The sequence below is a fragment of the Pusillimonas sp. genome (genome assembly GCF_029263785.1).
Taxonomy (GTDB): Bacteria; Pseudomonadota; Gammaproteobacteria; order Burkholderiales; family Burkholderiaceae_B; genus Pusillimonas.
Window position 1 is genome coordinate 1 of the sequence record NZ_JAJUFE010000034.1, and the last position, 24,815, is coordinate 24,815.

Annotated in this window: 25 protein-coding genes; 8 read left to right on the forward strand and 17 right to left on the reverse strand. The window is 58.2% G+C overall.

Translation table 11 applies throughout. From position 1 onward, the window contains the following. From Q1J88_RS09125 to Q1J88_RS09145, 5 genes are all read left to right on the forward strand, one after another. A partial coding sequence (locus tag Q1J88_RS09125) for an FAD-dependent oxidoreductase (protein WP_301117332.1) occupies positions 1-324 on the forward strand: 324 nt, incomplete at its 5' end. 4 nt (positions 325-328) lie between these two features. After that, positions 329-1,651 (forward strand): extracellular solute-binding protein, encoded by a 1,323-nt coding sequence (locus Q1J88_RS09130; RefSeq protein WP_301117334.1) that lies wholly within the window; start codon positions 329-331, stop codon positions 1,649-1,651. Between the two features lie 7 nt (positions 1,652-1,658). Continuing rightward, positions 1,659-2,366 (forward strand): glutathione S-transferase N-terminal domain-containing protein, encoded by a 708-nt coding sequence (locus tag Q1J88_RS09135; RefSeq protein WP_301117336.1) that lies wholly within the window; start codon positions 1,659-1,661, stop codon positions 2,364-2,366. A gap of 185 nt (positions 2,367-2,551) precedes the next feature. Next, complete coding sequence (locus Q1J88_RS09140) at positions 2,552-4,120, forward strand: NAD(P)/FAD-dependent oxidoreductase (protein ID WP_301117337.1); 1,569 nt, start codon at positions 2,552-2,554, stop codon at positions 4,118-4,120. Positions 4,121-4,144: 24 nt separating this feature from the next. Beyond that, a complete protein-coding gene (locus Q1J88_RS09145; protein WP_301117338.1) occupies positions 4,145-4,354 on the forward strand; it encodes a SlyX family protein in 210 nt (69 codons plus the stop codon). Here the strand turns inward: Q1J88_RS09145 and Q1J88_RS09150 are convergent. Next, entirely contained in the window at positions 4,351-4,719 is a 369-nt protein-coding gene (locus tag Q1J88_RS09150) for a DUF2784 domain-containing protein (protein ID WP_301117339.1), read from the reverse strand. The genes Q1J88_RS09145 and Q1J88_RS09150 overlap by 4 nt on opposite strands. Before the next feature lie 50 nt (positions 4,720-4,769). Between Q1J88_RS09150 and mnmH the strand changes: the two genes are divergently transcribed. Continuing rightward, positions 4,770-5,900, forward strand: a complete 1,131-nt coding sequence (gene mnmH / locus Q1J88_RS09155; protein WP_301117340.1) for a tRNA 2-selenouridine(34) synthase MnmH — start codon at positions 4,770-4,772, stop codon at positions 5,898-5,900. Here mnmH and Q1J88_RS09160 read toward each other — a convergent pair. The 5 genes from Q1J88_RS09160 to Q1J88_RS09180 form a co-directional block, all read right to left on the reverse strand. Beyond that, positions 5,885-6,811, reverse strand: a complete 927-nt coding sequence (locus Q1J88_RS09160) for a ketopantoate reductase family protein (protein WP_301117341.1) — start codon at positions 6,809-6,811, stop codon at positions 5,885-5,887. The two genes, mnmH and Q1J88_RS09160, sit on opposite strands and share 16 nt — an antisense overlap. Positions 6,812-6,828: 17 nt before the next feature. Further along, positions 6,829-8,877: a choline BCCT transporter BetT gene (gene betT / locus Q1J88_RS09165; protein WP_301117342.1), complete on the reverse strand. Its 2,049-nt coding sequence runs from the start codon at positions 8,875-8,877 to the stop codon at positions 6,829-6,831. A gap of 135 nt (positions 8,878-9,012) precedes the next feature. Next, positions 9,013-10,170: an ABC transporter substrate-binding protein gene (locus tag Q1J88_RS09170; RefSeq protein ID WP_301117343.1), complete on the reverse strand. Its 1,158-nt coding sequence runs from the start codon at positions 10,168-10,170 to the stop codon at positions 9,013-9,015. Positions 10,171-10,419: 249 nt separating this feature from the next. Then, positions 10,420-10,917, reverse strand: coding sequence for an aromatic-ring-hydroxylating dioxygenase subunit beta (locus tag Q1J88_RS09175; protein ID WP_301117344.1), 498 nt, complete (start codon positions 10,915-10,917; stop codon positions 10,420-10,422). A 2-nt stretch (positions 10,918-10,919) separates the two neighbouring features. Next, positions 10,920-12,170, reverse strand: a complete 1,251-nt coding sequence (locus Q1J88_RS09180) for a Rieske 2Fe-2S domain-containing protein (protein ID WP_301117345.1) — start codon at positions 12,168-12,170, stop codon at positions 10,920-10,922. Positions 12,171-12,330: 160 nt separating this feature from the next. On the opposite strand from Q1J88_RS09180, the gene Q1J88_RS09185 reads away from it, so the two are divergent. Further along, positions 12,331-13,275 (forward strand): LysR family transcriptional regulator, encoded by a 945-nt coding sequence (locus tag Q1J88_RS09185; RefSeq protein ID WP_301117346.1) that lies wholly within the window; start codon positions 12,331-12,333, stop codon positions 13,273-13,275. 61 nt (positions 13,276-13,336) lie between these two features. Here the strand turns inward: Q1J88_RS09185 and Q1J88_RS09190 are convergent, their stop codons facing one another. The 10 genes from Q1J88_RS09190 to Q1J88_RS09235 all read right to left on the reverse strand — a co-directional run bounded on the left by Q1J88_RS09190 (position 13,337) and on the right by Q1J88_RS09235 (position 22,512). Next, positions 13,337-13,741 (reverse strand): CBS domain-containing protein, encoded by a 405-nt coding sequence (locus Q1J88_RS09190; RefSeq protein ID WP_301117347.1) that lies wholly within the window; start codon positions 13,739-13,741, stop codon positions 13,337-13,339. 79 nt (positions 13,742-13,820) lie between these two features. After that, positions 13,821-14,312 carry a hypothetical protein gene (locus tag Q1J88_RS09195; RefSeq protein WP_301117348.1) on the reverse strand — a complete coding sequence of 164 codons (492 nt, stop codon included), beginning with the start codon at positions 14,310-14,312 and terminating at the stop codon, positions 13,821-13,823. Further along, positions 14,309-14,944, reverse strand: a complete 636-nt coding sequence (locus tag Q1J88_RS09200) for a nucleotidyltransferase family protein (RefSeq protein ID WP_301117349.1) — start codon at positions 14,942-14,944, stop codon at positions 14,309-14,311. The genes Q1J88_RS09195 and Q1J88_RS09200 overlap by 4 nt, the downstream gene beginning before the upstream one ends. Continuing rightward, positions 14,941-15,987, reverse strand: coding sequence for an XdhC family protein (locus Q1J88_RS09205; RefSeq protein ID WP_301117350.1), 1,047 nt, complete (start codon positions 15,985-15,987; stop codon positions 14,941-14,943). The genes Q1J88_RS09200 and Q1J88_RS09205 overlap by 4 nt, the downstream gene beginning before the upstream one ends. Then, complete coding sequence (locus Q1J88_RS09210; RefSeq protein ID WP_301117351.1) at positions 15,984-17,177, reverse strand: VWA domain-containing protein; 1,194 nt, start codon at positions 17,175-17,177, stop codon at positions 15,984-15,986. Before Q1J88_RS09210 ends, Q1J88_RS09205 begins: the two co-directional genes overlap by 4 nt. Continuing rightward, positions 17,171-18,064: a MoxR family ATPase gene (locus Q1J88_RS09215; protein WP_301117352.1), complete on the reverse strand. Its 894-nt coding sequence runs from the start codon at positions 18,062-18,064 to the stop codon at positions 17,171-17,173. Before Q1J88_RS09215 ends, Q1J88_RS09210 begins: the two co-directional genes overlap by 7 nt. An 11-nt stretch (positions 18,065-18,075) precedes the next feature. Continuing rightward, positions 18,076-18,672: an SRPBCC family protein gene (locus Q1J88_RS09220; protein WP_301117353.1), complete on the reverse strand. Its 597-nt coding sequence runs from the start codon at positions 18,670-18,672 to the stop codon at positions 18,076-18,078. An 8-nt stretch (positions 18,673-18,680) separates the two neighbouring features. Then, positions 18,681-21,092, reverse strand: a complete 2,412-nt coding sequence (locus tag Q1J88_RS09225) for an aerobic carbon-monoxide dehydrogenase large subunit (protein WP_301117354.1) — start codon at positions 21,090-21,092, stop codon at positions 18,681-18,683. A 19-nt stretch (positions 21,093-21,111) separates the two neighbouring features. Further along, positions 21,112-21,633, reverse strand: a complete 522-nt coding sequence (locus tag Q1J88_RS09230; RefSeq protein ID WP_301117355.1) for a (2Fe-2S)-binding protein — start codon at positions 21,631-21,633, stop codon at positions 21,112-21,114. 12 nt (positions 21,634-21,645) lie between these two features. Then, on the reverse strand, positions 21,646-22,512 hold the full coding sequence (locus tag Q1J88_RS09235; RefSeq protein WP_301117356.1) for a xanthine dehydrogenase family protein subunit M: 867 nt from the start codon (positions 22,510-22,512) through the stop codon (positions 21,646-21,648). 249 nt (positions 22,513-22,761) lie between these two features. Between Q1J88_RS09235 and Q1J88_RS09240 the strand changes: the two genes are divergently transcribed. Further along, entirely contained in the window at positions 22,762-23,535 is a 774-nt protein-coding gene (locus tag Q1J88_RS09240) for a LytTR family DNA-binding domain-containing protein (RefSeq protein WP_301117357.1), read from the forward strand. Between the two features lie 38 nt (positions 23,536-23,573). Here Q1J88_RS09240 and Q1J88_RS09245 read toward each other — a convergent pair whose 3' ends face one another. Further along, on the reverse strand, positions 23,574-24,392 hold the full coding sequence (locus Q1J88_RS09245; RefSeq protein WP_301117358.1) for an alpha/beta hydrolase: 819 nt from the start codon (positions 24,390-24,392) through the stop codon (positions 23,574-23,576). Between the last annotated feature and the right edge of the window lie 423 nt (positions 24,393-24,815).

The window sequence follows — 24,815 nt, forward strand, 5'->3', positions numbered from 1 at the left end:
GGCAACCAGTTGCGCATGGCCGGTGTGGCAGAAATCGGCGGCTATTCCCGAGGCTTGAATACAACTCGTTGCCAAAATATGCGCGAGCAGGCCCGCGCCTTGTTCCCAACGGCGCTTGATTTTGATAATGTTCGCTTCTGGTCGGGGCTGCGCCCCTCTACACCCTCAAACGTTCCGTTAATTGGCCGTACCCGCATTCCCAACCTGTACCTCAACACCGGGCACGGGACGCTGGGCTGGACCATGGGTGTAGGTTCGGGCCGTGCATTGGCCGACCTGATCTCCGGCAACAGGCCGGAGCCCGAGTTTCCTTTTTTAGGTTAACCATATGAGCTTGATTCGTCTTTTCGGCAACCGTATTTCGTCTATGCCGAAGGCGGTGGGCCTGACAGCCCTGGCCGGTGCTTTGGCAGTCATTTCGCCCCTGGCGTCAGCAACCGATATTACGGTGTGGCACGCTCTTAACGGTCACAATACGGGTGTCTTCGAAAAACTCGTCAAACAGTTCAATCGTCAAAGTGACGGTGTCAGGGTTCGACTCGAATCGTTCAACAGCCCAGAGGTACTTGAAAACAAGCTTGCCACCACTGCCAAGGGTAGTCGGCCCAACCTGGTGCAGCTGGAGTTCCGGCGCTCTCCGGCGCAAAACGACGGGCACTCCGGCGTCAAGCCCCTGCATGCGCTTCTGGCCAAGTATCCCATCAAGGATGCAAAATGGTTTGTACATCCAGAAAACGGCTTTGCGCGTGACGACAAGGGCCGCTTGATGGCGTTTCCGTACATGGCCGAAGTGCCGGTCATGTTCTATAACATCGAGGCTTTCAAGAAAGCAGGATTGAAGCCCGAAAAACCGCGCCGCGAATGGTCCGAACTTCAGGGGCAACTGGTTGATCTGGCGAACCGGGCAACCCGAAATTGCCCGGCCACCAGCGACCAGCCGGTTTCGATCAACCTCGAGAACCTGGCCGCGGTCAACAACCAGTTCTTTACTTCGAACAACAACGGCAAGGGCAAAGGTGCGCCTTCATTCGCATTTGACACGGTTTACGTGCGCCACCTGTCTCTTATGATCAGTTGGGTGCGAAGCGAACTCATGGTCAAGCCCGAGTTCGATAGCAGTGCAACCTCGCGTTTTGCCAACAACGAGTGTTCGGTATTGCTGTCCGAGTCAGGAAACCTGGGCGCCTTCCGCGGCTCTCGCAGTCTGAACTTCGGCGTTTCGGGCCTGCCCTATTATCCTCAGGTTACCAAGACACCGGGCAACCCGTTTGTTGACGGCGCTGCATTGTGGGTAACCGATGGTCAAAGTGCTGAACAGGAAAAAGCCGTCGCCTCCTTTTTGGCCTGGCTGGCCCAGCCCGACAACGCGGCCGAGTGGTACCAGGAAACCGGCTTCCTGCCCCTGACCGAGCAGGCGTTTGCGGCCACGGGCGATACCTATTACAAAAATCTTGGCGATTGGCGTAACCTTGTGGCGGTCTACAATCAGAAGCCCGCCGTAACCGCCAGTTCGTTCAAGGTGCACAACTATCCCAAGATTCGGGCGATGTTCCACCTTACCTTGCAACGAGCATTGAGCGGTGAGCAATCCGCTCCTACGGCACTTAGTCACGCGTCGGCACAAGCCAGCAAGCTGATTCGCGAAAAATAGGATGTCAATGACCGATTTGTCTTCTTTCCCGATTACCAAACGATGGCCCGCCCAACACCCCGACCGCATCCAGCTGTATTCGCTACCCACTCCAAATGGGGTGAAGGTTTCGATCATGCTCGAAGAAACGGGGCTGCCCTACGAGGCGCATAGGGTAGGGTTCGAAAACAACGACCAGCTCACGCCCGAGTTCCTGTCCCTTAATCCCAATAACAAGATTCCCGCCATCATCGACCCCAATGGCCCGGGCGGCAAGCCCTTGCCATTGTTCGAGTCGGGCGCGATCTTGCTGTATCTGGCGGATAAAACCGGCAAGTTTATTCCGTCGGATCCGGCAGCCCGCTACGAAACCATTCAGTGGCTGATGTTTCAGATGGGCGGGGTCGGCCCCATGTTTGGCCAGCTTGGCTTCTTCCACAAGTTTGCCGGCAAAGAGTACGAAGACAAGCGGCCGCGCGACCGGTATGTCGCCGAGTCGCGCCGCCTGCTTGGTGTGCTGGAAAACCGGCTTCAGGATCAGGACTGGATCATGGGCAAGGACTACACCATTGCCGACATGGCAACCTGGCCCTGGGTGCGCAACCTGGTGGGGTTCTACGAAGCCGGCGAAATCGTCGGGTTCAAGGATTTCCCGAATCTGGCCCGCGTACTGGCAGCATTTGCCGCAAGGCCCGCTGTGGCCAAAGGCCTGGACATTCCTCCGCGCAACGCCTGAAGCTACTGCGCAGCGCCTTGCCATGGCTGCGGTGCCAGTATTGCCTGGCACGCGCAGCCTCAACGTCTTCAGAATCCGATAACCTTGCAGGTACGTTCGCCCGCCACGCGCGGGCTCGATTTTCTGCGGGCAAGGTTTGCGTTTAAGATTCGATGCTGCGGCAGGCTCGATCAAAAGGAGACACTATGAGCTATGAGTTTATCGTCGTGGGGGCAGGGCATAACGGCCTTGCCGCCGCTGTGCATCTGGCTGCGCAGGGGCGCAAGGTTCTGGTCATAGAGGCCCGGCCCGAGCCGGGCGGGGCGGTCAAGACACAAGAGCTGACCTTGCCCGGATATCGTCACGACCTGTGTGCCATGAACCTGTCGATGTTTGCGGGCTCGGCATTTTGCGCCCGGTACAAAGACGAGCTTGGCGCGCACGGCTTGGAATTTGTCCCGGCCCAGCATTGCTTTGCGTCGGTGTTCCGCGACGATTCGGCGCTGGGTGTGGGTGCCAGCCTCGAAGAAACCGTCAGCGCCATTCACGCGCTGTCTCCCCACGATGCGGTGGCATGGAGCCAGATGGTAGAGCGTTTCAAGGACGTGGCGCCGTATCTGTTCGGCCTGTTGGGTTCGCCGATGCCGTCGTGGGCGGCCGCTCGCACCTTGTTCAATGCCTGGCGCAAACAAGGGACATCAGGTGTTTACGAGCTGATCCGTCTTGTGCTGTCGTCACCTCGCGACTTTCTCGATCGTCACTTCGAAAATGAGAAGCTCAAGGCCATGATGGCTGCATGGGGGCTGCATGTGGATTTTGCGCCGGATGCCGCAGGCGGCGCGCTGTTTCCCTACCTGGAGTCAATGGCCAACCAGAACTTTGGGATGGTCATCGGAAAAGGCGGAGCCGACACCATTATTCGCGCAATGACCGGCCTGTTGAAGGCCAAAGGCGGTGAGATCATTACCGGCGCACCGGTCCGCAGCATTACTGTCAGCGATGGCGCCGCACGTGGGGTGGTTCTGGAAGACGGGCGCAAGTTCTCTGCCAGTCGCGCCGTTATTGCCAACCTGAACCCCAGGCTGGTGTTCGGTGGCCTGTTGCCCGCCGGATCGGCTCCAGAATCCTTCGAGAGCAAGGTCAAGGCTTTCCGGCCCGGGCCGGGGGCAATGATGATTCATCTGGCTACCAGCGGCTTGCCCGACTGGAAGGCCGGCGCCCATTTGCAAAAGTATGCCTACGTTCATGTGGCTCCTGACCTGGCGATGATGTCACGGGTCTATGCAGAGGCGGCGGCAGGCCTGCTTCCTGCCGAACCTGTTCTGGTTGTCGGGCAGCCGTCTGCCCTGGATCCGTCCCGTGCGCCAGAAGGCCGGCACGTGCTGTGGGTTCAGGTGCGGGTCCTGCCGGCACAGGTCAAGGGAGACGCCCTGAGCCAGATCGAAGGTCGCGACTGGGATAGCTGCGGGCAGGCCTACGCCGAGCGCGTGTTGGACCTCATCGAGCAGTACGCACCTGGAATTCGGGGCAAGATCCTTGCCAGCCACGTCATGACTCCGGCCGACCTCGAACGGGAGAACGCAAGCCTTATCGGCGGCGACAGCCTCGGTGGAAGCCATCACCTGGACCAGAACTTTGTGTTCCGTCCTGTGGCCGGTTACTCGCGGTATCGCACGCCGGTAAAATCGTTATATCTGTGTGGTGCGTCCACCTGGCCGGGTGCCGGTACCGGCGCCGGGTCCGGGTTCATGCTTGCAAACATGCTGGCAAAGTAAGGTTGCATTGAAGGGCTAACGCGTATGGATAACGAAAAGCGCCTCGTCGATATCGAGCTGAAGCTTATTGCACAAGAAGACCTGACGCAGCAGTTGAACGATCAGGTCGTCGAGCTGCAGAAGGAACTTCAAGAACTGCAGGCGCTATATCGTGCGCTTGTGCGGCGCATCAATGAGGGTGAAGCCGCCGGGGGATCCGACCCCTACACGCAAGAGCGGCCTCCGCATTACTAGCAGTGGCGGCGTCGTCGACGCCACACCGTCAGGTACACAGCGACATTTCCCGCGATCAGGCATAGTGCCAGCGCCACCTGCATCTCCCGGGTAAGCCCCGGGGGATAAATCAGCGGCCACAAGTAGTGCTGGATGAAACCGCCGTCGAAAGGCGTCTGGCCCGCCATGGTGCGCCAATGGTTTTCAAGAGGCGTCAGCGGGCAGATCCAGCCCATTGAAACTACCAGGGCGCCCCACGCCAGCGCAGGCAGGTGCAGCCAGGCCAGGCGGTGCCGCCACACTACCAGCAGCCCGCCAAATATCACGAACGCAATAAAGAGTCCGTGTACGACAAGCACGATATCGGCGGCGAGGGCGTAGTTCATTTCCGGGGTGGCAGGAACGGCGGTTGCGGGCGCGGTAAAATCTGCTGATCATGCGCGAAGACACCCACGACTACCGAACGCTGTTTCTTGGCGAGCTTCCTCTTATGGACGTACGCGCGCCCATAGAGTTCCAGAAGGGTGCGTTCCCGCACGCTGTCAATCTTCCCTTGATGAATGATCAGGAGCGCCACGAGGTCGGCGTCTGCTACAAGCGCCATGGCCAGGAATCGGCCGTCGCCCTGGGGCATAAGCTGGTCAGCGGCGATATTCGGGCCGAACGAATCGCCGCCTGGGTGCAGTTTGCGCAAGCCAATCCTGACGGTTATCTGTATTGCTTCCGCGGCGGACATCGCTCCCGGATCGCGCAGGAATGGCTTTCTGCAGAACTGGGCCTGCGCTATCCACGCGTGGTGGGCGGCTACAAGGCCATGCGTACGTATTTGCTTGGCACGATTGAACAGGCAGTGGCCGAATGCAGCTTTACGGTACTGGGTGGCATGACCGGAACCGGAAAGACCGAGGTGTTGAACCTGCTGGATAATGCGCTGGACCTGGAAGCCTATGCCAATCATCGCGGTTCAAGCTTTGGCAGCCACGCGTCGGCGCAGCCATCGCAAATCGATTTCGAGAACCGTCTGGGAATCGAAATTCTACGCAAGCGACACCTGGGGCATGACGCATTGGTGGTCGAAGACGAAAGCCGCATCATTGGCAGCCGAAACCTGCCCTTGGTTTTGTACCAGGACATGCAGACGCGGCCTATGGTGTGGCTTGAAGATACTCTGCCCAACCGTATCGAGCGCATTCTAAAGGACTATGTCATCGATCTGAGGGCCGAGTACCTTGCCCTGTTCGGGCCGGAAACAGGCGCGAGCAAGTATGCGCTTCGCTTGCGTCAGAACCTGGACAGCATCATGCGGCGCCTGGGTGGCGAACGTCACCAGCGCCTGGCCGCGATGATGGACGCCGCGCTTTGCGAACAGGCCCGCAGCGGCAGTTGTGAACGACATCGCGAATGGATCGAAGGCTTGCTGACGCACTACTACGACCCGATGTATGTGTACCAGCGCGAGCGCAAGGCGTCGCGTATTGTCTTTACCGGTACCCACGACGAGGTCGTTGAATATTTGCGTCGGCAGGCCCGGCAGGGCAGGCAGCCGAAGTCTCAGGCGCTTGCCTGAAGTCGCGCGCTATACGTTTGCAGCACCGCGTCGGCAATGGTCAAAAGCGGGCAGTTCAGTCCTGCCGCTTCAGCCCGGCGACGCATGTCGCCCACCAGATGATCCCCTTCGATGGGCAAGCCGGCTTGCATGTCGCGGTACATCGATGAGTTGAAGCCCGATTTTGGATTGGTCAGCGCCCGCTGGAAGCCGGCAATGGCCTGGGGGTGCATCGGATGCCCGCTGGCCTGTGCGGTGTCGGTGCATTCGCGCAGCAATTGCAATGCAATCTGGCCGCCGGCGTCGCTGCGCATGTATTCACCGACGGTTCCCTGCAAGAGACAGTTGGCGGCACCTAGCGATGCCATGCGGCAGAACTTGTCCCACATATCGTCCATGATGCGGTCGCTGAGCTCGATGTCGATGCCCGCTTCAGACATCAGTTTCCAGGCGGCACTTGCTACCTTGTGCTGAGATGGCTCGCGCGCGCCAATGGAAAGGCTGTTGTAAGCGTTGCTGACCAAAATCTCGGTGGGTGATGCTTGCGTGGCAATGGTTCGCGCGACACCACCCAGAACCCGTTCGTGGCCGAAGGCCTGGTCGAGCCTGTCGAGGTGGCGCAAGCCGTTCAGCAGCGGAAGAATAACCGTGTTCTTGCCCACAGCAGGAGTGATGTCGGCAATGACGCTTTCCAGGGCCGGAGCCTTGTTCGCCAGCACGATCAGGTCGAAGGATGTGTCCAGCTGGGCGGCGGTGAGGGTACTGGGTTGTATATGAAGTGTTTCGCCTGGCAGGGCAAGGCTCAGGCCGTGCTTATCCACCAGTGCCTTGCGTGCGGGCCGTAAAAGAAAATGCACATCAGCGCCGTGCCGATGCAGATAAGCGCCAAACAGGGCACCAACCGCGCCGGCGCCGACAAACAGGATTTTCATGGATTCACTACTTTGGATTAACTGCCAGATTCTGGATCGGAAGCAAGCGCGTCGGATGCGACTGTTTCGGTCGCGGGCCGATCGGCGGTGGTTCGGTTGGTACCGTGGACCATGTGCAGATACGTGCGATGACGTTCGTATTGATCAAGGATGTCGCCGATGACCTCGTCGTTGCTCCAGCCCATAATATCGTAATCCTGGCCACCTTCGCGCAGGAACACCTCGGCCCGGAAATAACGCCGTGTTTCCTGGCTGCTGTCTTCGTCCATGGCCAGGCTGGGCTGCATTTGTTCCAGGGGACGAACGGCATAGACAAAATCCATGTATTCGCCGTGGTGCTGCACATGCAGTTCGACTTCGCCGCCGTCTCGGGTGTCTACGGCCACCTCGTAACCCTGGCGGCGAAGCTCGTCGGCAACCGCCTGCATGGCCGGCACCACCACATCATCGATAAAGCGCAGGACGTGCCGCCGCGTTGGCATCATGACAATATTTCGCAAGCGTCGTTGCCAGCTTTGCCCGCCTGCAAGAGGTTGGGAGCGGGTGATGGTCTGATAGCGGATGCGACGCTTGGTGGCGTCGAGCTTTAGCGCCTTGAGCAGGCCCCAGATGGCGACGAGCAAAATAATTGAAAAGGGCAGAGCACTGGCTATGGTGGCCGTTTGGAGTGCGGTCAGACCGTCAGCAAGAAGCAAGGCTATGGCAACGACGCCCATCAACACTGACCAGAATATGCGCTGCCATACGGGCGAATGTGTGTTTCCGTCCGACGCAAGCAGGTCTACGACCAAGGCGCCGGAATCGGCCGACGTCACGAAAAATACTACGACCATCATGACGGCAATTGTTGAGGTGATGCCGCTTAGGGGCAGGGCCTTGAGGAACGCAAACAACGCCAGAGAGCTGTCGGCCCGGACAACATCGGCCAGGTTCTGCATGCCATCAATCATAATCATATAGATTGCACTGTCCCCGAACACTGTCATCCAGAACAGTGTGAATCCCGCCGGTACCAACAGTACGCCCCGGACAAATTCGCGAATGGTACGGCCGCGGGAAATGCGAGCGATGAACAAGCCGACAAACGGCGACCAAGCCACCCACCAGCCCCAATAAAAGAGTGTCCAGCCGCCAATCCAGTCGTTAGGTTGATAGGCGTAAAGGTTGAAGGTCTTGTGTACCAGGTCGGCCAGATAACTACCGGTGTTCTGAACGAAGGTCTGAAACAGGAATACGGTGGGTCCAAATATCAGTACAAATATCAGCAGCAGAATTGCCAGGATCAGGTTGAATTCGGACAACAGACGAATTCCCCGGTCGAGTCCGCTGGCGACTGAAATCGTCGCCAGCCCGCATGCCACGACTATCAGTGCGATCTGGACCGGGATTGAAACGGGCAGGCCGAGCAAGTGCGCCAATCCACTGTTTATCTGCGACACGCCTACACCTAGAGACGTGGCTACACCAAACACCGTGCCGATAATGGCGAAGACATCAACAGCATGACCAATGGGCCCATGGATGCGGTTGCCTATAAGCGGGTAGAGGGCTGAGCGCAGTCGCAAGGGCAATCCGTGCCGATAGCTGAAAAATGCCAGTATCAGTCCAACGATGGCGTAGATTGCCCAAGCATGCAGTCCCCAATGAAAAAAGGTGATGTTCATGGCTTCCCGTGCATCGAACACGGTAGACCCGGCCCCTATGGGGGGATCAATGAAGTGCATGACGGGTTCCGCAACCCCGAAGAACATCAGTCCTATGCCCATGCCGGTAGAAAACAGCATGGCAAACCATGTGATGTCCCGGTAATCGGGCTGGCTGTGATCGGGCCCGAGTTTTATATCGCCGTATCGACTGATGGCCAAGAAAATTACCGTCAGCAAAATAATGGCCACTGCGAGGACATAGAACCAGCTGACGTTGGTGATAATCCAATCCTGGACAACACTGAAAAGGTGTTGTGCCGACTCGGGCCAGACGGCGGCAAACAATACCAGCGCCAAAATGAAGAATGCCGAGGCCGCGAAGACGGGGCCGTGAATTGTGGTGCGAGGTTTGGGCGGCATGAGAGCTCCAATTCACTGCAAGCGTCTTATTATTACCAGTAAAGAACGTTCCGTCGATGAAATTTTTCGTACTGCCGCAGCATAAAAAACGCCTCGCCATCAAAGGAGGGCGAGGCGAAACGTGGTGACGGCTCGTTATTCCACCACTGAAATCTGTCCCTTGTCTATTCTGACAAGATAGGTGTTCGGAATGCTTTGCCCGCTTTCACGTCCTTTCGGGCCCGATTCATTGAACTTGATCTTTCCGTTAAGGCCGGTCAGTTCAATCTCCCACAAGGCCTTGCGGATTTTTTCAGGGTCGGCTGCACCGGCCTTGTCGATGGCGGCGGCAACAGTGCGCACGGCGTCAAAGCCGCGGAAGCTTTCAGTCAGGCCGGCCTTGTCGAGCTTGCGCTTATTCCATTCACCGACAAAAAACTTTGCCATTTCCGGGTCGGCCGAAGCGTCCAGCACCCAGGGCGCGAACATGACATTGTGCATGGTTCCTTCCGCAGCGGAACCGGCATGGGCAATGAGCTGATCGGGGCTTTGAGACCCGCCCAGAGTAATGATGCGATGCTTGACGGCAAGGGATTCGGCCTGCTTCAGAACCAGGGTGAGCTGCTCGACGGCCGTAACGACAAAAAGGGTGTCGGCATCTGACGAGCGGATTTCAGACAGCTGCGAGGTCATGTCCTGTGCGTTGTGGTCCATGGTCAGAACCTTGCCCACCTGCAGGCCTTTCTCTTTCATGATGCGCTGCAACGATGCCGAAGATCCCAGACCCCAATCATTGTTCACGACCAGAATGTCGGCCTTCTTGATGCCCAAAGGCTCTATATGACGTGAGAAGCTGGTGGCTTCCATGTCGTTGGTGGGGCAAATCCGGAACACGTATGGGTTACCCGAAGTGGTGATCTTGTCCGCGCCTGCGGTTTCAACCACCATCGGTACCTTGTACTCCATCAGCTTGGGCAGGGTGGCCAGCGTAAAGGTCGAGCCCCACGATCCGATCATGACCGGAACCTTGTCCCGCACGATCAGCTTTTCGGCGGCGTTGGACGATTCGGTGGGATTGCTTTTGTTGTCTTCGACGACCAGTTCGAGCTTCTTGCCACCCAATACGCCGCCATTATTATTGATGTGATCTACTGCGATGCGGGCACCGTTGAGTACGAAGTTGCCCGACGCCGCGACGGAGCCGCTAAGCGGCTGAATGATGCCGATCTTGACGGTTTCCTGGGCGTGTGCTGCGCTGCCCAAGCCCAGCAGACAGCCGGCCAGTAAGACGGTCCTGAAGAATTTTGTACGCATCTGAAGTCTCCTTGTAGCGAAGACTGCTCAAAGGCTGTCCCCGCCTGCTCTGTGTAGTTCTTTCTGGGTTCATCCTGGTACAACCGTGTTGCGTGCCCTAAAACAGCGGATAAGGGGTCTTGTTGGTGATATTCAATTTCGCGCTGTCGGTGTTGATCTGTAATCGGTCACCGACAGCGGGTAGTTTGAAAGTCGTAGGCTTCGCTTCAGTCTCAAGTGGTCGATATGTGCTTGCCGGGACGCGGCTTTCTACAGGGGGTAAATAATCGAGTTGGGCACCAGGTCTCCATCGAACACACAAACGCGCTCCTTGAACTTGAGGGTGTCGCCTTCCTTCACGATCAGGTCCAGATACCGACCCGTGTTGAACACCTCGGAGAAAAAATCGGTTCGCGAACGAATGACCAGGTAATTGGCTTCAGACCGGATGACGTCGCCTTCGACACTGTGCAGGCGCGGCGCTCCAATGATGTGGCGCTGGTGATAGGGTACGTGCATGATGGTGTCGTTCATGCCGTATATCCGGTCGAGCAACATGGCCTTGCTGTCCAGATACAAGGTAGACATGCGAGATCCGGCGTCGAAGTTCTCGCGCGACACAATCCGGTAGACGCATTCATCGGCAAAGAAGTCCGGCCATTTTTCGAACTTCGTGTTGTCCACACAGAACGCGTAATCGTTGTACAGGTTCTGAACCGCAAGGCTCAGTGCCGCTTCTTCGACATTTCGGTCCATGACTTCTTCCATTTCTATAGCTCCATCACTTTGCGGTAGTACTTGTACATGCCTCGCAGCAGGGTTTCCGAGATATGCGTGTCGGCATCTGCCACATCGCGGCCACCCAGTTCGCACAAAACTTCGCCGTCCTTGTCGGTATGCATGTTGTCTTCGAGCATGCCGATGATTTCACTGTCGTCACCCGATACGAAACCGGCCGGGCCGAACAGGTTGGTTTGCGTCAGACGGCGCTGTGTCATCTCGGGCGTGTCCTCGGCGTACCCGAAATGCGTCCAGATATAGTCAAAGTTGCGGGGGCCCCGCGGAATCACCTGCCGCATTGCAATGGAATTGATCTGTTGCTGCACGATCAGGCTGGGGAAGATGCTGTGAATGACCGCGGTAGGGCCTCCCCACCAGTGCTCTTCTTCCACGTCCAGGAAACGGCCATCGTTAAGCGTCATGTGCTCTCTGAAGCTTGATACGCCCTCGGTGGCCTCGCTCTTGCCGCCGGTGTTGCGCACCGTAACCATGGCGGAGTGGCAATGGTTGTCGTCCATGACATTCAGCGATTCGTTGTCTGCACGCCATAAGCCAAAGTTGATGAACCAGGTGTGCAGCAGGCCGGGGTGGTAGCAGTCCTTGAGGTTCTCGTGGATCAGCTTCCAGTTGCCGGGCACACGCTGGCGGTTGTAGCCCAGCACGGTAAGTTCACGACCATCGAACACTCGCTCGAAATACTTCATCATGGTGGGCCCCATGAACTCTTCGAATGAAGGTACGTTGGGATCGAAACTGGCAAAGATGACGCCGTTCTTGTTCACGACCTGCAGTTTTCTCAGCCCGTGTTCTTCGCGTTTGAAGTCTTCGGGCATGCCGCCCTTGCCCTTGATGCCGCGCATGTATGGAACGCCCAGCAGATTTCCCTTCAGGTCGTAGCTCCACTGGTGGTAGGGGCAGACAAAAACCTTGCGACTGCCGGTGGGTTCTTTACAGAATTGCACCCCGCGATGGGCGCAGCGATTCTCGACGGCATTGATGCTGCCGTCGCGGTCGCGTACGATCAGTACGCTGCGCTCGCCTATCCAGGTACGCTTGAAGTCGCCGGGGTTGGGGATTTCGCACGCGAAGCCCACATAACACCAGTGTGGGCCGTAGAAAAGGCGTTCGAGTTCGCGCTGGTAAATGTCTTCGTCGGTGTAGAGCCAGAAAGGCAGCCTGGAAGTGCCTTCGCCTTTCCATTGTCTTTCTGGTGCCAGGGGCAATGGACGGGGGTCGTTCATTGTTGTCTCCTAATTCGGGATGATGCGGATGCTCAACCACTTGAATGCTGGAAATGTGTACGGTGCAACCCTTCATGCGGAAGTACATTCGACACATCCAATGTAGATATCTGACGTGCCCCTGTCCATGTCACATCAGTAATGCCGTGTATATCAAAAAATGAATATTACCGACCTGAACATCAAGCTTCTGCTGGCTTTTGAGGCCATGATGACGCACCGCAATGTAACGGTTGCGGCGGAAGCCATGGGTGTGACACAGCCGGCGCTAAGTGTCTGCTTGAAGCGGCTACGCGAGCTTTTGAATGACCCGCTGTTTGTTCGCACCTCGCATGGCATGGAGCCCACGGTGCTGGCTCAAGACCTTAAAGAGCCGATATTGCAGGCGCTCAGCCTGCTGCGGCAGTCGCTCAACCATACGCAGGAGTTTGACCCGTCGACATCATCGCGCACCTTTCATATGGTGATGACCGATATTGGCGCGCGCGTGTTCCTGCCGCCGCTTCTTAACGAATTGAGCGCAAGTGCACCCAACGTCAATCTCAATACGGTGCAGTTGCCTGTCCGGCAGATGCGCGACGCGCTGGAGTCGGGCGAGATGGATCTGGCGCTGGGGTTCATACACGGCTTGTCGGCCGACTGCTACCAGCAGCAGCTGTTTCGGCGGTCGTACGTGTGCATGGTGCGGCGCGATCACCCCGTGGTGGGCGATTCTATTTCGCTGGAGCAATATCTGGCCATGCCTCATGCCGTGGTGGCGGCCGTCGGGTCGGGGCACGAGATTATTGAAAGCACTCTTGCCAAGAAGGGATATCAGCGGCGAGTGGCACTGCGGCTTTCGCACTTTTTGGCGATTCCGCTGATTGTGGCCAGCACTGACCTTATCGTAACGATTCCCACCATGCTGGCCGAGTCGTATTTATCGGTAAGCCGGCTCAAGATCATCGAGCCACCGCTTCAGTTTCCCGAATACACCATTTCGCAGTACTGGCATGCGCGCAACCATAACGACCCAGGCCATCGGTGGCTGCGCGAACTGGTGTATCGGATGTTTCGCGATAACGAGGCCGGCTTTGAGCCGGCGCAATTTGAGAGCGGGTTGTAGGCCGGCATAGCCTGGCAGCGCTGATGGGCGACCAGGGCTTGCCGCCGGCCTTACAGCCGCTTTACGACGTGGCAAAGAACCGCAAGATATCGCTGCGGGTAATAATGCCTGAAAGCTTGTTGCCTTCGACGATAGGCAGGCAGCCTATACCTTTTTCGACCATGATTTGCGCGGCTTGCTTGAGTGCAGAGCCTTTTTCAATGGTGATGACATTCTTGCTCATGATGGAATCGATCTTGACCTTGTCGAGCAAGTAGAGCAATTCGTGAACTTCGAGGGTGGTGGCGTCTGAGGCGGACGCCTCTTTGAGGTCGCGGTCGGTGACGACGCCGACGACTGAACCCGATGCATCCACTACCGGAAGATGCTTGATCTTTTTCTCTTTCATGACCCGCACTGCCTCGACGAGAGTGTTGCTTGGGGCAATGGTGACGACGTTGCTGCTCATGGCTTTTTCGATTGTCATTTTTTCCTCGCATGGACAAGTTAACAACATGGGCTTGAGATCATGGTAGTCCTTTGCCGCGCGGAGGTATTGATTTTGATCAAGTACGCATCGGGGCGTTGAGCCTGGGGCGCAAGCCGGGGGAAACAACGCGCGGAAGCTGCGCTATCCACCTCCAGGCCTGCATCCCTGCAACCATGGCGAACAGCATGACGGCAATTGTGTTGACTTCGGTCGCAGGCAGGCCGGCGCGCACCCAAAGATAGCTACCCAGATTCATGGTCAGCAGCATCCATGTTGCGCATGCCAGGGCCCAGAAAAACTGGAAAATAAGGGCGGCTGTGTTGCGAATGGATAGTGCAATGCAGCATGGGCTGATCATGGCTCCGAGCATCAGGCCCGCATGCATGTTGGGAAGACAAATCCAGTGCAGGCGCAGGGTCTCGACGAAGCTGATGGCTCCTGCGCTTGCGCAAAGATCGGCCAACAATAGAAAGCCGGCGTGACCGGCATCAAGAGCTGCGCCTGCCAGCATCCCGACGCACGCTGCCAGCGACGGTCGAGAACCGAACCAGGAAAGGGCTGTCTTCATGGCTCCGTCCATACGGCCGGTGCCGCAGTCGTTTCAGACTCAAGCTTTCTCAACAGACGGCTGTAGTCTTCGGGGGTGTCCAGGTCGAACACGTAGCCAATGTGCTCGACCTTGTGCCTATACACAAGTTCCGGGTGTTCTTCGATAAGCTTGCGACAACCCAGGCGGTGCTTGCCTTGCAATATGTCGGTGATGTGCCGGCTATCAAAAACTACCGGGTTCCCTCTTTTGCCTTCAAGGCAGGGCACCAATATCGAACCGTGTGGCCTATTTTCGAAGGCTTGTGCCAGGTGAGTGTAGTGCTGCGGACCAAGCAATACCTGATCGGCCAGGCAGACCATGACGGCATCGCATGGCAAAGAAAGCGCGGCCAGCCCTGTGTTAACTGACGTCATCTGGCCATCGCGAAAGTCAGGATTGAACGCGATCTTTACTTTCAGCCCCTGCAGGATCTGGATGATGAGGTCGTGTTTATGGCCGGTTACCACCACGACTTCTTCGGGGCCTGATTGCAAGATGGCGCGTACGCTTCGACGGACCACCGGCTCTACCGGAACAGGCAACAGCATCTTGTTCGGACCATTCATTCGTTGCGACAAACCCGCCGCCAGAACGACCGCAGAGAATCTCACGACATCACCCTGGAAGTGGCGGCGATGAGTTTCGCGACTGGGGTGTTGTCGGCTTTGCCGGCCCTGGCCAGATATTTGGCAGGCTCGGCATCGAACTTTGCCTTGCAGCCGTTGCAGCAAAAATAGTGATCGATGCCATCGATACGCACGGTGTGCAGCGCTGTAGCCGGGTCGATGACACGCAGGCACACCGGGTTGATGTAGGACGATGAATCCAGTGCTGCTGCGGCCGGGGCCGACGGTGGTTCAGCCTTGCTGTTGATTTGGCCCTCGGCCTGCGATGCGACCAGGGTTTGCGGCCTGCCCGTTTCCTGCCGGTGCGCGTGAACCAGGCCGGCAACGGCGGCCAGGGCCACTTCGGCCGGGGTCTGCGCCAGAATGTCCGGACCGGCGGGGCTATCGATATCGGCCAGACGTGCTTCCGAAAATCCCAGGTAGCGCATCGAGGCAAGAAGCGACCCGGCCTTTCGGGAACTGGCAACAAGCAGTATTTTTTTTGCCTGGGTTCCAAGAGCCTGCTCAAGGCTGCTTGCGTCTTCATCGCCTTGCGTGGCAACAAGCACGTAATCGGCGCTGCAATCTTGCAACGGGGTTTCCGGGCTTGCCACCTGCCAGTTCAGCAGTTGGGCAAACTGCCGGGCAGCCGCTGCTGCCGGCGTATTGCCCATCACATACAGTAGCGGCGCAGGATTCACAGGCTGAATGAAAATCTCGAGCGAGCCGTTGCTGGCGCAGGGCATGGCGTGATGCTCGGTGGCAGATTCGCTGCCGGCTGCTTCGTTGCTGATGCGTATGAGCTTTGACTGCTTGCTGCGGATGGCTTCCTGGCAGCTGCGTACGACGATATCGCGCGCACAGCCGCCTCCCACCCAGCCATGCAAGGTTCCGTCGTGGGCCACGAGTGCCTGGGCGCCTACGTAGGCCGAGCTGGGCGGCGCTGCACGGATGACCGTGGCCCAGGCAAACGCATGATTCGCTTCGGCAAGCAGCAGGGCCTGCTTCAGCAGTGCCGTACTGGCGGGTGATGTGCAGGGATGATTCATCGACAGGCCCTTATTATTTCCGGCAGCGCTTTTTTCAGGTCGGCCAGATTGCCGGCTGGAACGAGCTGATCAATATAGGGCAGGGCGGCCTGCATGCAGGCCGAACTGGGCGAATAGCCCGGCCGGCTTGCCAAGGGATTCAGCCAGATGATGCTGTGCGCCTGGCCATGCATCAGGCGCAGGGCGCTTGCCGCCCGCTCGGCCGGAATCGTGTCGAAACCATCGCTGGCAATAAAGATGCAAGTGCGCCGATGTACCAGTTTTGAGCCGTAATCACGGTTGAACTGTTCAAGTGATGCGCCAATTTGCGTACCGCCCGCCCAGCCACTGGAAAGCAGGTAAAGGCTTTCGCGAGCACGGGAAGGGTCAGGGTCTCGCAAGGCGTGGGTGATGCGCGTCAGGTGCGTGTGGAACATGAAGGCATGAACGTCTTCAAGCTGCGCAGCCAAAATACGTGCCAGCCTCAGGTAAAAATAGCTGTACAGGTTCATGGAACGGCTGACATCCACCAGGAACACCAGCCGCGGTCGTTGCGTCCTGCGCTCTTTCCAGGACAGCTTCAGTGGCAGGCCGCCGTACGAGACGCTTTGGCGGATGGTGCGGGCAAGGTCCAGCCGTCGTCCCCGGGTAGCGGCCTGGTAGCGACGCAATTCGATCTGCTTCAGTTGTCGTGCAAAGACGCGCATGAGTTCATCGAGTGCGCGCAAGGAGTCGGGCTCGTGCAGGTGTTTGAAGTCGCTGCGTTCATGGGTTTCTTGTGCGCTTGCTCCTTTGGCGCTGGCTCCATCGTTGGGCTCGTAATCTGACCCGACCCCGGTATCGATGGCTTGCCCGGGACTGTTGTCTTCAACCCGGCTGCGGCGCGTGTCGAGCTTTCCGGTGCCCGAGGCGCGCAGCTCGGTCCGGCGTCTTCGCTGGGCGGGAAAGAACCAGAGATCAAACAGCTCGTCAAAGCGTCGCCACTCGTCAGGCCGGCCGCAAAGCCCTGCACGTAGCGTCCAGCGCGTGACGTCGGGGTCGAGCTGCCCGGTGATTTCCAGAGATTTGAGCGCAGTGCTTGTCTGGCCGTGCTTGAAGCCGTTGGCGCGCAAGAACGCCACAAATCCGGCGTAGCGTGCATGCAGCTGTTGGCCGAGCGACGCCGGGTTCTGCGGTGCGGGGGCGCCTGCCGGGGCGGGGAGCGTCAGCATGCCGCCACCATCTTCTGTATAAGTGGCTTGGTCAGCCGCGCGCGATCTTCCTGCGTCTTGACCAGAGCCGAGAGTGTTTGCAGGATGGTATCGGTGCCGTCTTCGTCCAGCGAGCTGACCCCCAACTGAAGCAGGGCACTGATCCAGTCGAGCGTTTCGGCAATGCCCGGTTTCTTGCGCAAGTCGTGTTGGCGCAGGGCCTGTACAAACTCCACGACCTGCTTGGCCAGGGCCAGTGGCGCATCGGGCACCCTGGCCTGGACAATCATCAGTTCTTTGGCGTAATCGGGGTAATCAACGTAGTGATACAGACAGCGGCGTCGAAGCGCGTCGGAAAGCTCGCGGGTGCCGTTGGATGTTAGGATGACCAGTGGGCGGCTGCGAGCCTGTATGGTTCCCAGTTCGGGAATCGATACCTGGAAGTCCGACAACAATTCCAGCAGGTAAGCCTCAAAAGCTTCGTCGGCCCGATCTATTTCATCGATGAGCAGCACGGCGGCGGGCTCGGCGGTTAGCGCTTCAAGAAGGGGGCGCTTGAGCAGGTAGGCTTCCGAGAAAATATCCTTTTCTTTTTCGAAGGCGCTGCGCTCGTCCTGTTCGAGCAGCTTGATCGTCAGAAGTTGCCGCGGATAATTCCATTCATATAGCGTTGAATGTGCGTCCAGCCCTTCGTAGCATTGCAGCCGGATCAGGCGGGTATTGCGCGACAGCGCAAGGGCCTTGGCCGCGTCGGTTTTTCCGACGCCGGCTTCGCCCTCTAGCAATACCGGTTTTTCCAGGCCTTGAGCCAGCAGCAAGGTCGCCGCAAGGCTTTCATCGGCCACGTATCCGTGATGTGCGAGTTCTTTGGCTAAGTCGTTGATGCGTTGACGATGCTGGGTGGCCATGGCGGCTCCGGCTAGGCAGGCTTGCGTCCAAACAAGCGGCGCAACCCGTCAGCAACAATGGCCCACAACAAAGCCAGGCCATTCAGCGCCTGCGGCTCGGCTGCCTGCCGTGTGTCGGCCACGGGCGCTTGAGCACTGCCGTCTTGCTGCGCGGGTAGCGCTTGCACTTTCTGGGCAAAGTTGGCGGCGAACTGCTTGAGTATCTGTTCGGAGACCGCGTCCATCATGCGGCCGCCAAATGCCGCTGCCTTGCCATTCATGGTTATGGTACTGCTACCAGCCAGTTCGCATTGCTTGCCGTCCGCGCGGATGGTGGCGACAAGGTCCATCGAGGCGCCCGACGTGCCTGCCGTGTCGGTACCCTTGCCGGTCAGGTGCAGGCTGCGGGTATCGGCATCGACGCTTACCACCGTAATCGTACCCTTGAACGAAAGGGACGCCGGCCCCAGCCGGACGGCCACCGTTCCCAGGTAATTGTTGTGGTCGACACGTTCGGTAATGCGGGCGCCCGGCATGCATTGCGCCACGGCTTCGATGTCCTGCAAAAGTCGCCATGCGACATCGGCATTGCAGGCAAGGGGAAAGACTTTATCCAGAGTGACTTGCATAGGGCTTCTTATGAGTAACGTTGATCCAGGCCCAGGGCGCGGCTTTGCTGCCATACCCGGTACGCGTTATGAGGCATGTTCATATGCGTGACGCCCAGGTGCGCAAAGGCGTCGACCACAGCCGAGGTGAAGCAGGGTATCGAGCCCACGTGCGGTGATTCGGCTACCCCCTTCGCGCCCAGGGGGTGGTGGGGTGAAGGCGTTACCGTAAAGTCGGTTTCCCAATGGGGTGTCTCTACCGCCGTGGGTACGAAGTAGTCCATCAGGGTGGCGCCCAGCAGGTTGCCGCCTTCGTCGTAGGGCATTTCCTGGCCCATCGCCACGGCATAGCCCTCGGTAAGGCCGCCATGAATCTGCCCCTCGATAATCATGGGGTTGATGCGGGTGCCGCAGTCGTCCAGTGCGTAAAAGCGGCGAACTCTGGTTTCACCTGTGTAGCGGTTGACGTCTGCTACACACAGATAAGCGCCAAACGGAAACGTGAAGTTGGGCGGGTCGTAGTAGTCGACCGCTTCAAGCCCCATCTCCATGCCTTCAGGCACATTGTTGTAGGCTGCGCGCGCTATCTCTTGCATGGTTTTGGATTGTTCGGGCGAGCCCTTGACAACGAAGCGGTCGAGGTCGAATTCCACGTCGTCAGGGGACACTTCCAGCAGGTGGGCGGCGATGAGTCGGGCCTTTTCGCGGATCTTGCGGGCAGCGCGGGCAATGGCTGCGCCTGCCACCGGAGTGGAACGGGAGCCATAGGTGCCCAGACCGTAGGGAGCCGTAGAGGTATCGCCTTCTTCGACCTCGATAACGGAGGCCGGGATACCTGCTTCGGTAGCGATGATTTGCGCGTATGTGGTCTGGTGCCCTTGCCCCTGAGTAATGGTGCCCATGCGGGCAATGGCCGAGCCGTCCGGGTGTACCCTGATTTCACACGAATCAAACATGCCCATGCCCAGGATGTCGCACATTTTTGAAGGCCCGGCACCCACGACCTCGGTAAAGGTGCAAATGCCGATACCCATCAGCCATTCGGCGTCGGGGTCTGCGCGTCGCCGCGCCTGTTCGGCACGCAGGGCGGGGTAGTCGACGGCGTCCAGCACTTTTCGAAGAGCGGTGGTGTAATCGCCGGAGTCAAATTCCAGCCCAAGCGGGTTCTGATACGGAAAGCGGTCGGCCGGAATAAAGTTCTTGAGCCGGATTTCGGCCTTGTCCATGCCCAGCTTCTGGGCCAGGATGTCGATCATGCGTTCGACAATGTAAACGGCCTCGGTTACCCGGAATGAGCAGCGGTAGGCCACGCCGCCCGGAAACTTGTTGGTGTACACACCGTCGACCGATACGAAGGCATTGGGAATATCGTACGAGCCGGTGCAAACGTGGAACATGCCGGCCGGAAACTTGGTGGGGTCGGCACAGGCATCAAAGGCGCCGTGGTCGGCCACTACGTGTACGCGAAGTGCCCTGATGCGGCCGTCGGCATCGGCGGCCAGCTCGCCCGTCATGTGATAGTCGCGGGCAAACGCGGTTGCGCTCAAGTTTTCAATGCGCGACTCGATCCACTTGACAGGGCGACCCAGCACAATGGACGCCACTATCGAAACCACATAGCCGGGATACACGCCCACCTTGTTGCCAAAGCCTCCGCCGATGTCGGGTGACACGATGCGAATCTTGGATTCCGGTATGGACGAGAGCAGCCCGACGACGGTTCTGACAACATGAGGCGCCTGCGACGTAAGGTAAACCGTAAGGTCTCCGCGCACTTTGTCGAACGATGCGACGCATCCACAGGTTTCCAGCGGACAGGGGTGTACGCGCGGGTACAGGATGGACTCCTTGACGGTGACTTCGGCACTTTCAAACACGCGGGCGGTGCGGTCCTTGTCGCCGGCTTCCCAGGTGAAGATATGGTTATGGTGACGGCGCGATCCATGTGCGCCGGTGTCCTTGCCCTGCAGGTCGTCGCGAATGACCGGAGCGTCGGATTCGAGCGCCTTGATGGGGTCGATCACGGCCGGCAGTTCTTCGTATTGCACCTCGACCAGTTCGGCCGCATCGGCGGCGATATAGCGGTCGTCGGCCACCACAAAGGCCACTTCCTGGTTCTGGAACGCTACTTTTTCATCGGCCAGCACAGCCTGGACATCCCCCGCCAGCGTGGGCATCCAGTGCAGGTTCAATGGCTTGAGGTCGTCGGCGGTGAGCACCGCGTGCACGCCGGGCAGCGCCAGGGCGCGCGATTTGTCGATACTTACAATACGGGCGTGCGCATAGGGGCTGCGAACCAGGGCGCCGAACAGCATGCCCGGCATGGTGATGTCGTCGACGTAGTTTCCCTTGCCCTGGATAAACCGTGGGTCTTCACGCCGTTTGCGAGAGCAACCAATGCCTTCGAGCTTGGTCAGGCGATCGATATCGAGTGTGTCCATTCCGGTCTCCTGATTATTGTTAGTTGGCGGGGTCGGTAAGCAGCACATGCGATGATTCCACCTGCTTGCCCTGAAGCGTCCTGGCTGCATGCTGCACCGCCTTGATGATGTTCTGGTAGCCGGTGCAGCGGCACAGGTTGCCGGCGATCCAGTAGCGGATCTCTTCTTCGCTGGGGTCGGGAATTTCTTGCAGAAGGCGGTAGGTGCGGGTGATCATGCCTGGCGTGCAAAAGCCGCATTGCAGGCCGTGCTCTTGCATGAAGGCGTTTTGAATGGCGTGCAGCTCGCCGCCCTGGGCCAGGCCTTCGATGGTAAGGATGTCGGCACCTTCAGCCTGTACCGTAAGCATGGTGCACGACTTGACCGACTTGCCGTCGATGTCGACCGTGCAGGCGCCGCAGTGGGTGGTTTCACAGCCAATATGCGGGCCGGTGTGTTGGCATTTTTCGCGCAAGGTGTGGATCAGCAGTTCGCGAGGCTCGACGGCCACATCGGTCGCGGTGCCGTTCAAGGTAAAGGACACCAGTGATTTTTTGCTCATTGTTGTCTCCGACTAGCGTGTAGCTCTGGAATAGGCGGTGCGCAGGGCGCGTTCGGTCATGACGCCAGCCATGGCCGTTTTGTATTCGATATCGCCGCGCAGATCTGCAGCGGGCTCGCACACAGACATGGCCAGCGACGCCGCCTGCTTGATGGCCTTGTCGTCGAGTTCTTTTCCAAGCAGGGCGGCTTCTGCCTCGCCCGCCTTGATGGCTGTCGGCGCAAGGTTGGTTAAAGCGATCGAGACATGGTCCACGATATTGCCCCGCATGCGCAGTAGCACGGCAGCTGCGGCAGTGGCGAAATCGCCGGTTTTGCGCTTGAGCTTGCTGTAGCAATAGCCGGTTCCTGCTGCCGGGGTCGGGATACGGATTTCGGTGAGGATCTCGGTGGGTTCCAGGGCAGTGTAATAAGTGCCCAGGAAAAAGTCCTGCGCAGCGACAATGCGTTCGCCGTTTGGCCCCTGCAAAACGAACCGGGCGTCGAGGGCCAGCATGACCGCCGGATGGTCGTTGCCCGGGTCGCCATGCGAAATATCCCCGCCTAGCGTGCCCATGTATCGAACCTGGGGGTCGGAAATGACCCTTGCGGTTTCTACCAGTAGCGGGCATTTTTGCTGAAGCAGTTCAGACCAGATCAGTTCGTTCTCGGTTGTCATGGCGCCGATGCGGATTTCGCCGCCTTCTTCGCGTATTCCTTTGAGGTCTTGAATCTTGCCCAGGTCGATAAGATGCCCCGGCTGGGCAAACCGCAGCTTCATCATGGGCAACAGGCTGTGCCCACCGGCCAGCAGTTTTGCCTCGTCGCCATACTGGCCAAGCAGGCTGATGGCATCGGGCAGACTATGGGGCGCGTGGTATTCGAACCGATGAGGAATCATGAATGTCTCCGGTGTTGTCTGGTATATTGTTTTCGTCCACTGCCATAAAGGATGGCATCAATCAAAGGTGCGGTTCAATTCAATTGCACCAACAGCGGTCTGCAGGCTTGAATGGCCCTTTTTCCTTCGTGAACGGCGATTGCCGGGTGCCAGATGCCCGGCAAGGACGCACGGGCCTGCCAATTCGCTTCTTGCAGACAGGAATGACACTTCGTATTAAATAGGCCGACAGAGCCGGGGGAGTGTGTGATGCAGGAGACAGCAGTTAACGAAACATTCCAGCATCGGCTGGAACAGTTCAATCCGGGCATGGTGTGGCTGGACGGGTCGAATCGCGTAACCGCGCTAAACGACATAGCCATGCAGATTCTTGGCCCGGCGGCCGAGCAGTCGCTGGGCGTGCAAAAAAATGGCTTGCTGGGCCTGAACGTCATGCAGCTTCATCCCGAGCGAAGTCGTGGAAAGCTAAGTTTTATTCTCGAATCGCAAGACCCGGTAGGCTGCCCGGTCAAGTCGCCACCGCCCGTGGCAATGATGATCAATATTCCCGACAAGGTATTGATGATCAAGGCCTCAAAAATGGTGGGCGCCAACGGCATTACCGGCACCTGCATGGTGTTTTACGACCTGACCGATGTCACGACCCGTCCGAGCCCGGCGATAGAGGCCCAACCTGTGCCCCCGAGGCGCCTGTACAAGATTCCGGTGTTTCGCAAAAACCGTGTGGTGTTGATCGACCTGAATGAGGTCGTGCGGTTTCAGGGGGATGGCCACTACACCACCATTGCCACCAAAGACGATCGTTACCTGTCCAACCTTTCCTTATCCGATCTCGAAGGAAGGCTTGATCCCGATGTGTACATACGGGTGCATCGCAGCCATATCGTCAGCATTCCCCATATTGTCGAAGTAGTGCGACACAAGGATTCCACAAGCCTGTCGATGGCAGATAACGAGCAGTCCCTGATTCCGGTCAGTCGGTCGAAGGTGGGGCAGTTGAAGGAATTGCTGGGGATTTACTGAACCAGCAGCAAGGCAGCGTGGTACGGCTGGATCAGTGCTTAGCAGACATGCAGCGCGTCCAGGAATGCCTCGATCCTTGAATTGACGATATCCGGATGCGTAAGCGGGGCCAAATGTCCGCCTTCTTCAAGAACATGCACTTGCCAGCCTGGGCATGCACTCACCAACACTTTTTGCGAAGCCAGGATTGAAGGAAGGGTGTCCCGGGCGTACATAAGCATGGTGGGCACGGCTAATGCCGCATATTCTTCCAGCGGCGTGGTGTTTCGCTGCAGCGACCGCCCTTCATGAACACTTGAGCCAATATTCGCCGCAAAGCGCGCGCGACGATCTTCGGGCAAAGCATTCCAGCTGGCCTCGTCTGACCAGAACACAATAAAGTGGCGCGCTGCCTGCTCGGCCAGCCCTTTACGGTAGAGCCCTTCTACGACGTCCATCATTTCGACCATGGTGTCGAAATGGGCTTTGTCGCCGTGATGCTGCAGCAGATGAAACGGGTTGGGCTCGTACAGGCTCAGGCTGGCAATGCGATCGCTATGCAGACGAGCCGCCTCCAGCGCTACGACTCCGCCCAGCGAGTGGCCGACCAGGTGAATGGGGCCCGGCGCTTCTTTCATAAGAGCTTCTACCAGAGCGACATGATCCAGAATGGATTGTGTCTGATCATCCGGCCATCTTGTGGTTTGTCCGTAGCCGAATAAATTGGGTGCCAGTACCCGATAGCGGGTGGAAAGCGAATCGACCAGCTGGCGCCATTGGCGATTGCTGCTGGATGCGCTGTGAATAAGCAGGACAGTGGGGCCGGTACCCTGATCGAGATAATCGATGGTGTGGCTAGGGGTTTGAAGGACTGGCATAAATCGGCTGGAATTGTATGAACACACGCGGTTGATTCTAGCAGCGAGGTCTAAATCGTAAAGCGGGCACTTCAAGCCTAAAGTTCTTCGGGAAGCAGTCGTCAACCAGAACATCGGGCAGTGGATTCTGTTCTGGTGTGCGCTGTGCTTGCGATGCAAGCACCTGCAAAACCCACAGAAATCGCGGCTCTAATGCCTAAAGTATGAAACTCAGGCTCCGTTATCCAGGATGTACAGGAAATACCGGGCCTGCCCAACACCCAGGTGAAGGGCCAGGATTCCACCCCCGATCAGGGGCTTTCCTGGTCAACCGGCGGTTAACCGCCTTTCCCTACAGGAGTAATCCATGTCTGTTATTAATACCAACTACCTGGCTCTGGTTTCTCAGAACAACCTGACCAAATCGCAGAACGCCCTGGGTAC

Bases quoted from the DNA above. Each gene is read 5' to 3' on its own strand.
- Q1J88_RS09130 (WP_301117334.1), top strand. From the start codon at position 329: ATGAGCTTGATTCGTCTTTTCGGCAACCGTATTTCGTCTATGCCGAAG.
- Q1J88_RS09135 (WP_301117336.1), top strand. From the start codon at position 1,659: ATGACCGATTTGTCTTCTTTCCCGATTACCAAACGATGGCCCGCCCAA.
- Q1J88_RS09140 (WP_301117337.1), top strand. From the start codon at position 2,552: ATGAGCTATGAGTTTATCGTCGTGGGGGCAGGGCATAACGGCCTTGCC.
- Q1J88_RS09145 (WP_301117338.1), top strand. From the start codon at position 4,145: ATGGATAACGAAAAGCGCCTCGTCGATATCGAGCTGAAGCTTATTGCA.
- Q1J88_RS09150 (WP_301117339.1), bottom strand. From the start codon at position 4,719: ATGAACTACGCCCTCGCCGCCGATATCGTGCTTGTCGTACACGGACTC.
- mnmH (WP_301117340.1), top strand. From the start codon at position 4,770: ATGCGCGAAGACACCCACGACTACCGAACGCTGTTTCTTGGCGAGCTT.
- Q1J88_RS09160 (WP_301117341.1), bottom strand. From the start codon at position 6,811: ATGAAAATCCTGTTTGTCGGCGCCGGCGCGGTTGGTGCCCTGTTTGGC.
- betT (WP_301117342.1), bottom strand. From the start codon at position 8,877: ATGCCGCCCAAACCTCGCACCACAATTCACGGCCCCGTCTTCGCGGCC.
- Q1J88_RS09170 (WP_301117343.1), bottom strand. From the start codon at position 10,170: ATGCGTACAAAATTCTTCAGGACCGTCTTACTGGCCGGCTGTCTGCTG.
- Q1J88_RS09175 (WP_301117344.1), bottom strand. From the start codon at position 10,917: ATGGAAGAAGTCATGGACCGAAATGTCGAAGAAGCGGCACTGAGCCTT.
- Q1J88_RS09180 (WP_301117345.1), bottom strand. From the start codon at position 12,170: ATGAACGACCCCCGTCCATTGCCCCTGGCACCAGAAAGACAATGGAAA.
- Q1J88_RS09185 (WP_301117346.1), top strand. From the start codon at position 12,331: ATGAATATTACCGACCTGAACATCAAGCTTCTGCTGGCTTTTGAGGCC.
- Q1J88_RS09190 (WP_301117347.1), bottom strand. From the start codon at position 13,741: ATGACAATCGAAAAAGCCATGAGCAGCAACGTCGTCACCATTGCCCCA.
- Q1J88_RS09195 (WP_301117348.1), bottom strand. From the start codon at position 14,312: ATGAAGACAGCCCTTTCCTGGTTCGGTTCTCGACCGTCGCTGGCAGCG.
- Q1J88_RS09205 (WP_301117350.1), bottom strand. From the start codon at position 15,987: ATGAATCATCCCTGCACATCACCCGCCAGTACGGCACTGCTGAAGCAG.
- Q1J88_RS09210 (WP_301117351.1), bottom strand. From the start codon at position 17,177: ATGCTGACGCTCCCCGCCCCGGCAGGCGCCCCCGCACCGCAGAACCCG.
- Q1J88_RS09215 (WP_301117352.1), bottom strand. From the start codon at position 18,064: ATGGCCACCCAGCATCGTCAACGCATCAACGACTTAGCCAAAGAACTC.
- Q1J88_RS09220 (WP_301117353.1), bottom strand. From the start codon at position 18,672: ATGCAAGTCACTCTGGATAAAGTCTTTCCCCTTGCCTGCAATGCCGAT.
- Q1J88_RS09225 (WP_301117354.1), bottom strand. From the start codon at position 21,092: ATGGACACACTCGATATCGATCGCCTGACCAAGCTCGAAGGCATTGGT.
- Q1J88_RS09230 (WP_301117355.1), bottom strand. From the start codon at position 21,633: ATGAGCAAAAAATCACTGGTGTCCTTTACCTTGAACGGCACCGCGACC.
- Q1J88_RS09235 (WP_301117356.1), bottom strand. From the start codon at position 22,512: ATGATTCCTCATCGGTTCGAATACCACGCGCCCCATAGTCTGCCCGAT.
- Q1J88_RS09240 (WP_301117357.1), top strand. From the start codon at position 22,762: ATGCAGGAGACAGCAGTTAACGAAACATTCCAGCATCGGCTGGAACAG.
- Q1J88_RS09245 (WP_301117358.1), bottom strand. From the start codon at position 24,392: ATGCCAGTCCTTCAAACCCCTAGCCACACCATCGATTATCTCGATCAG.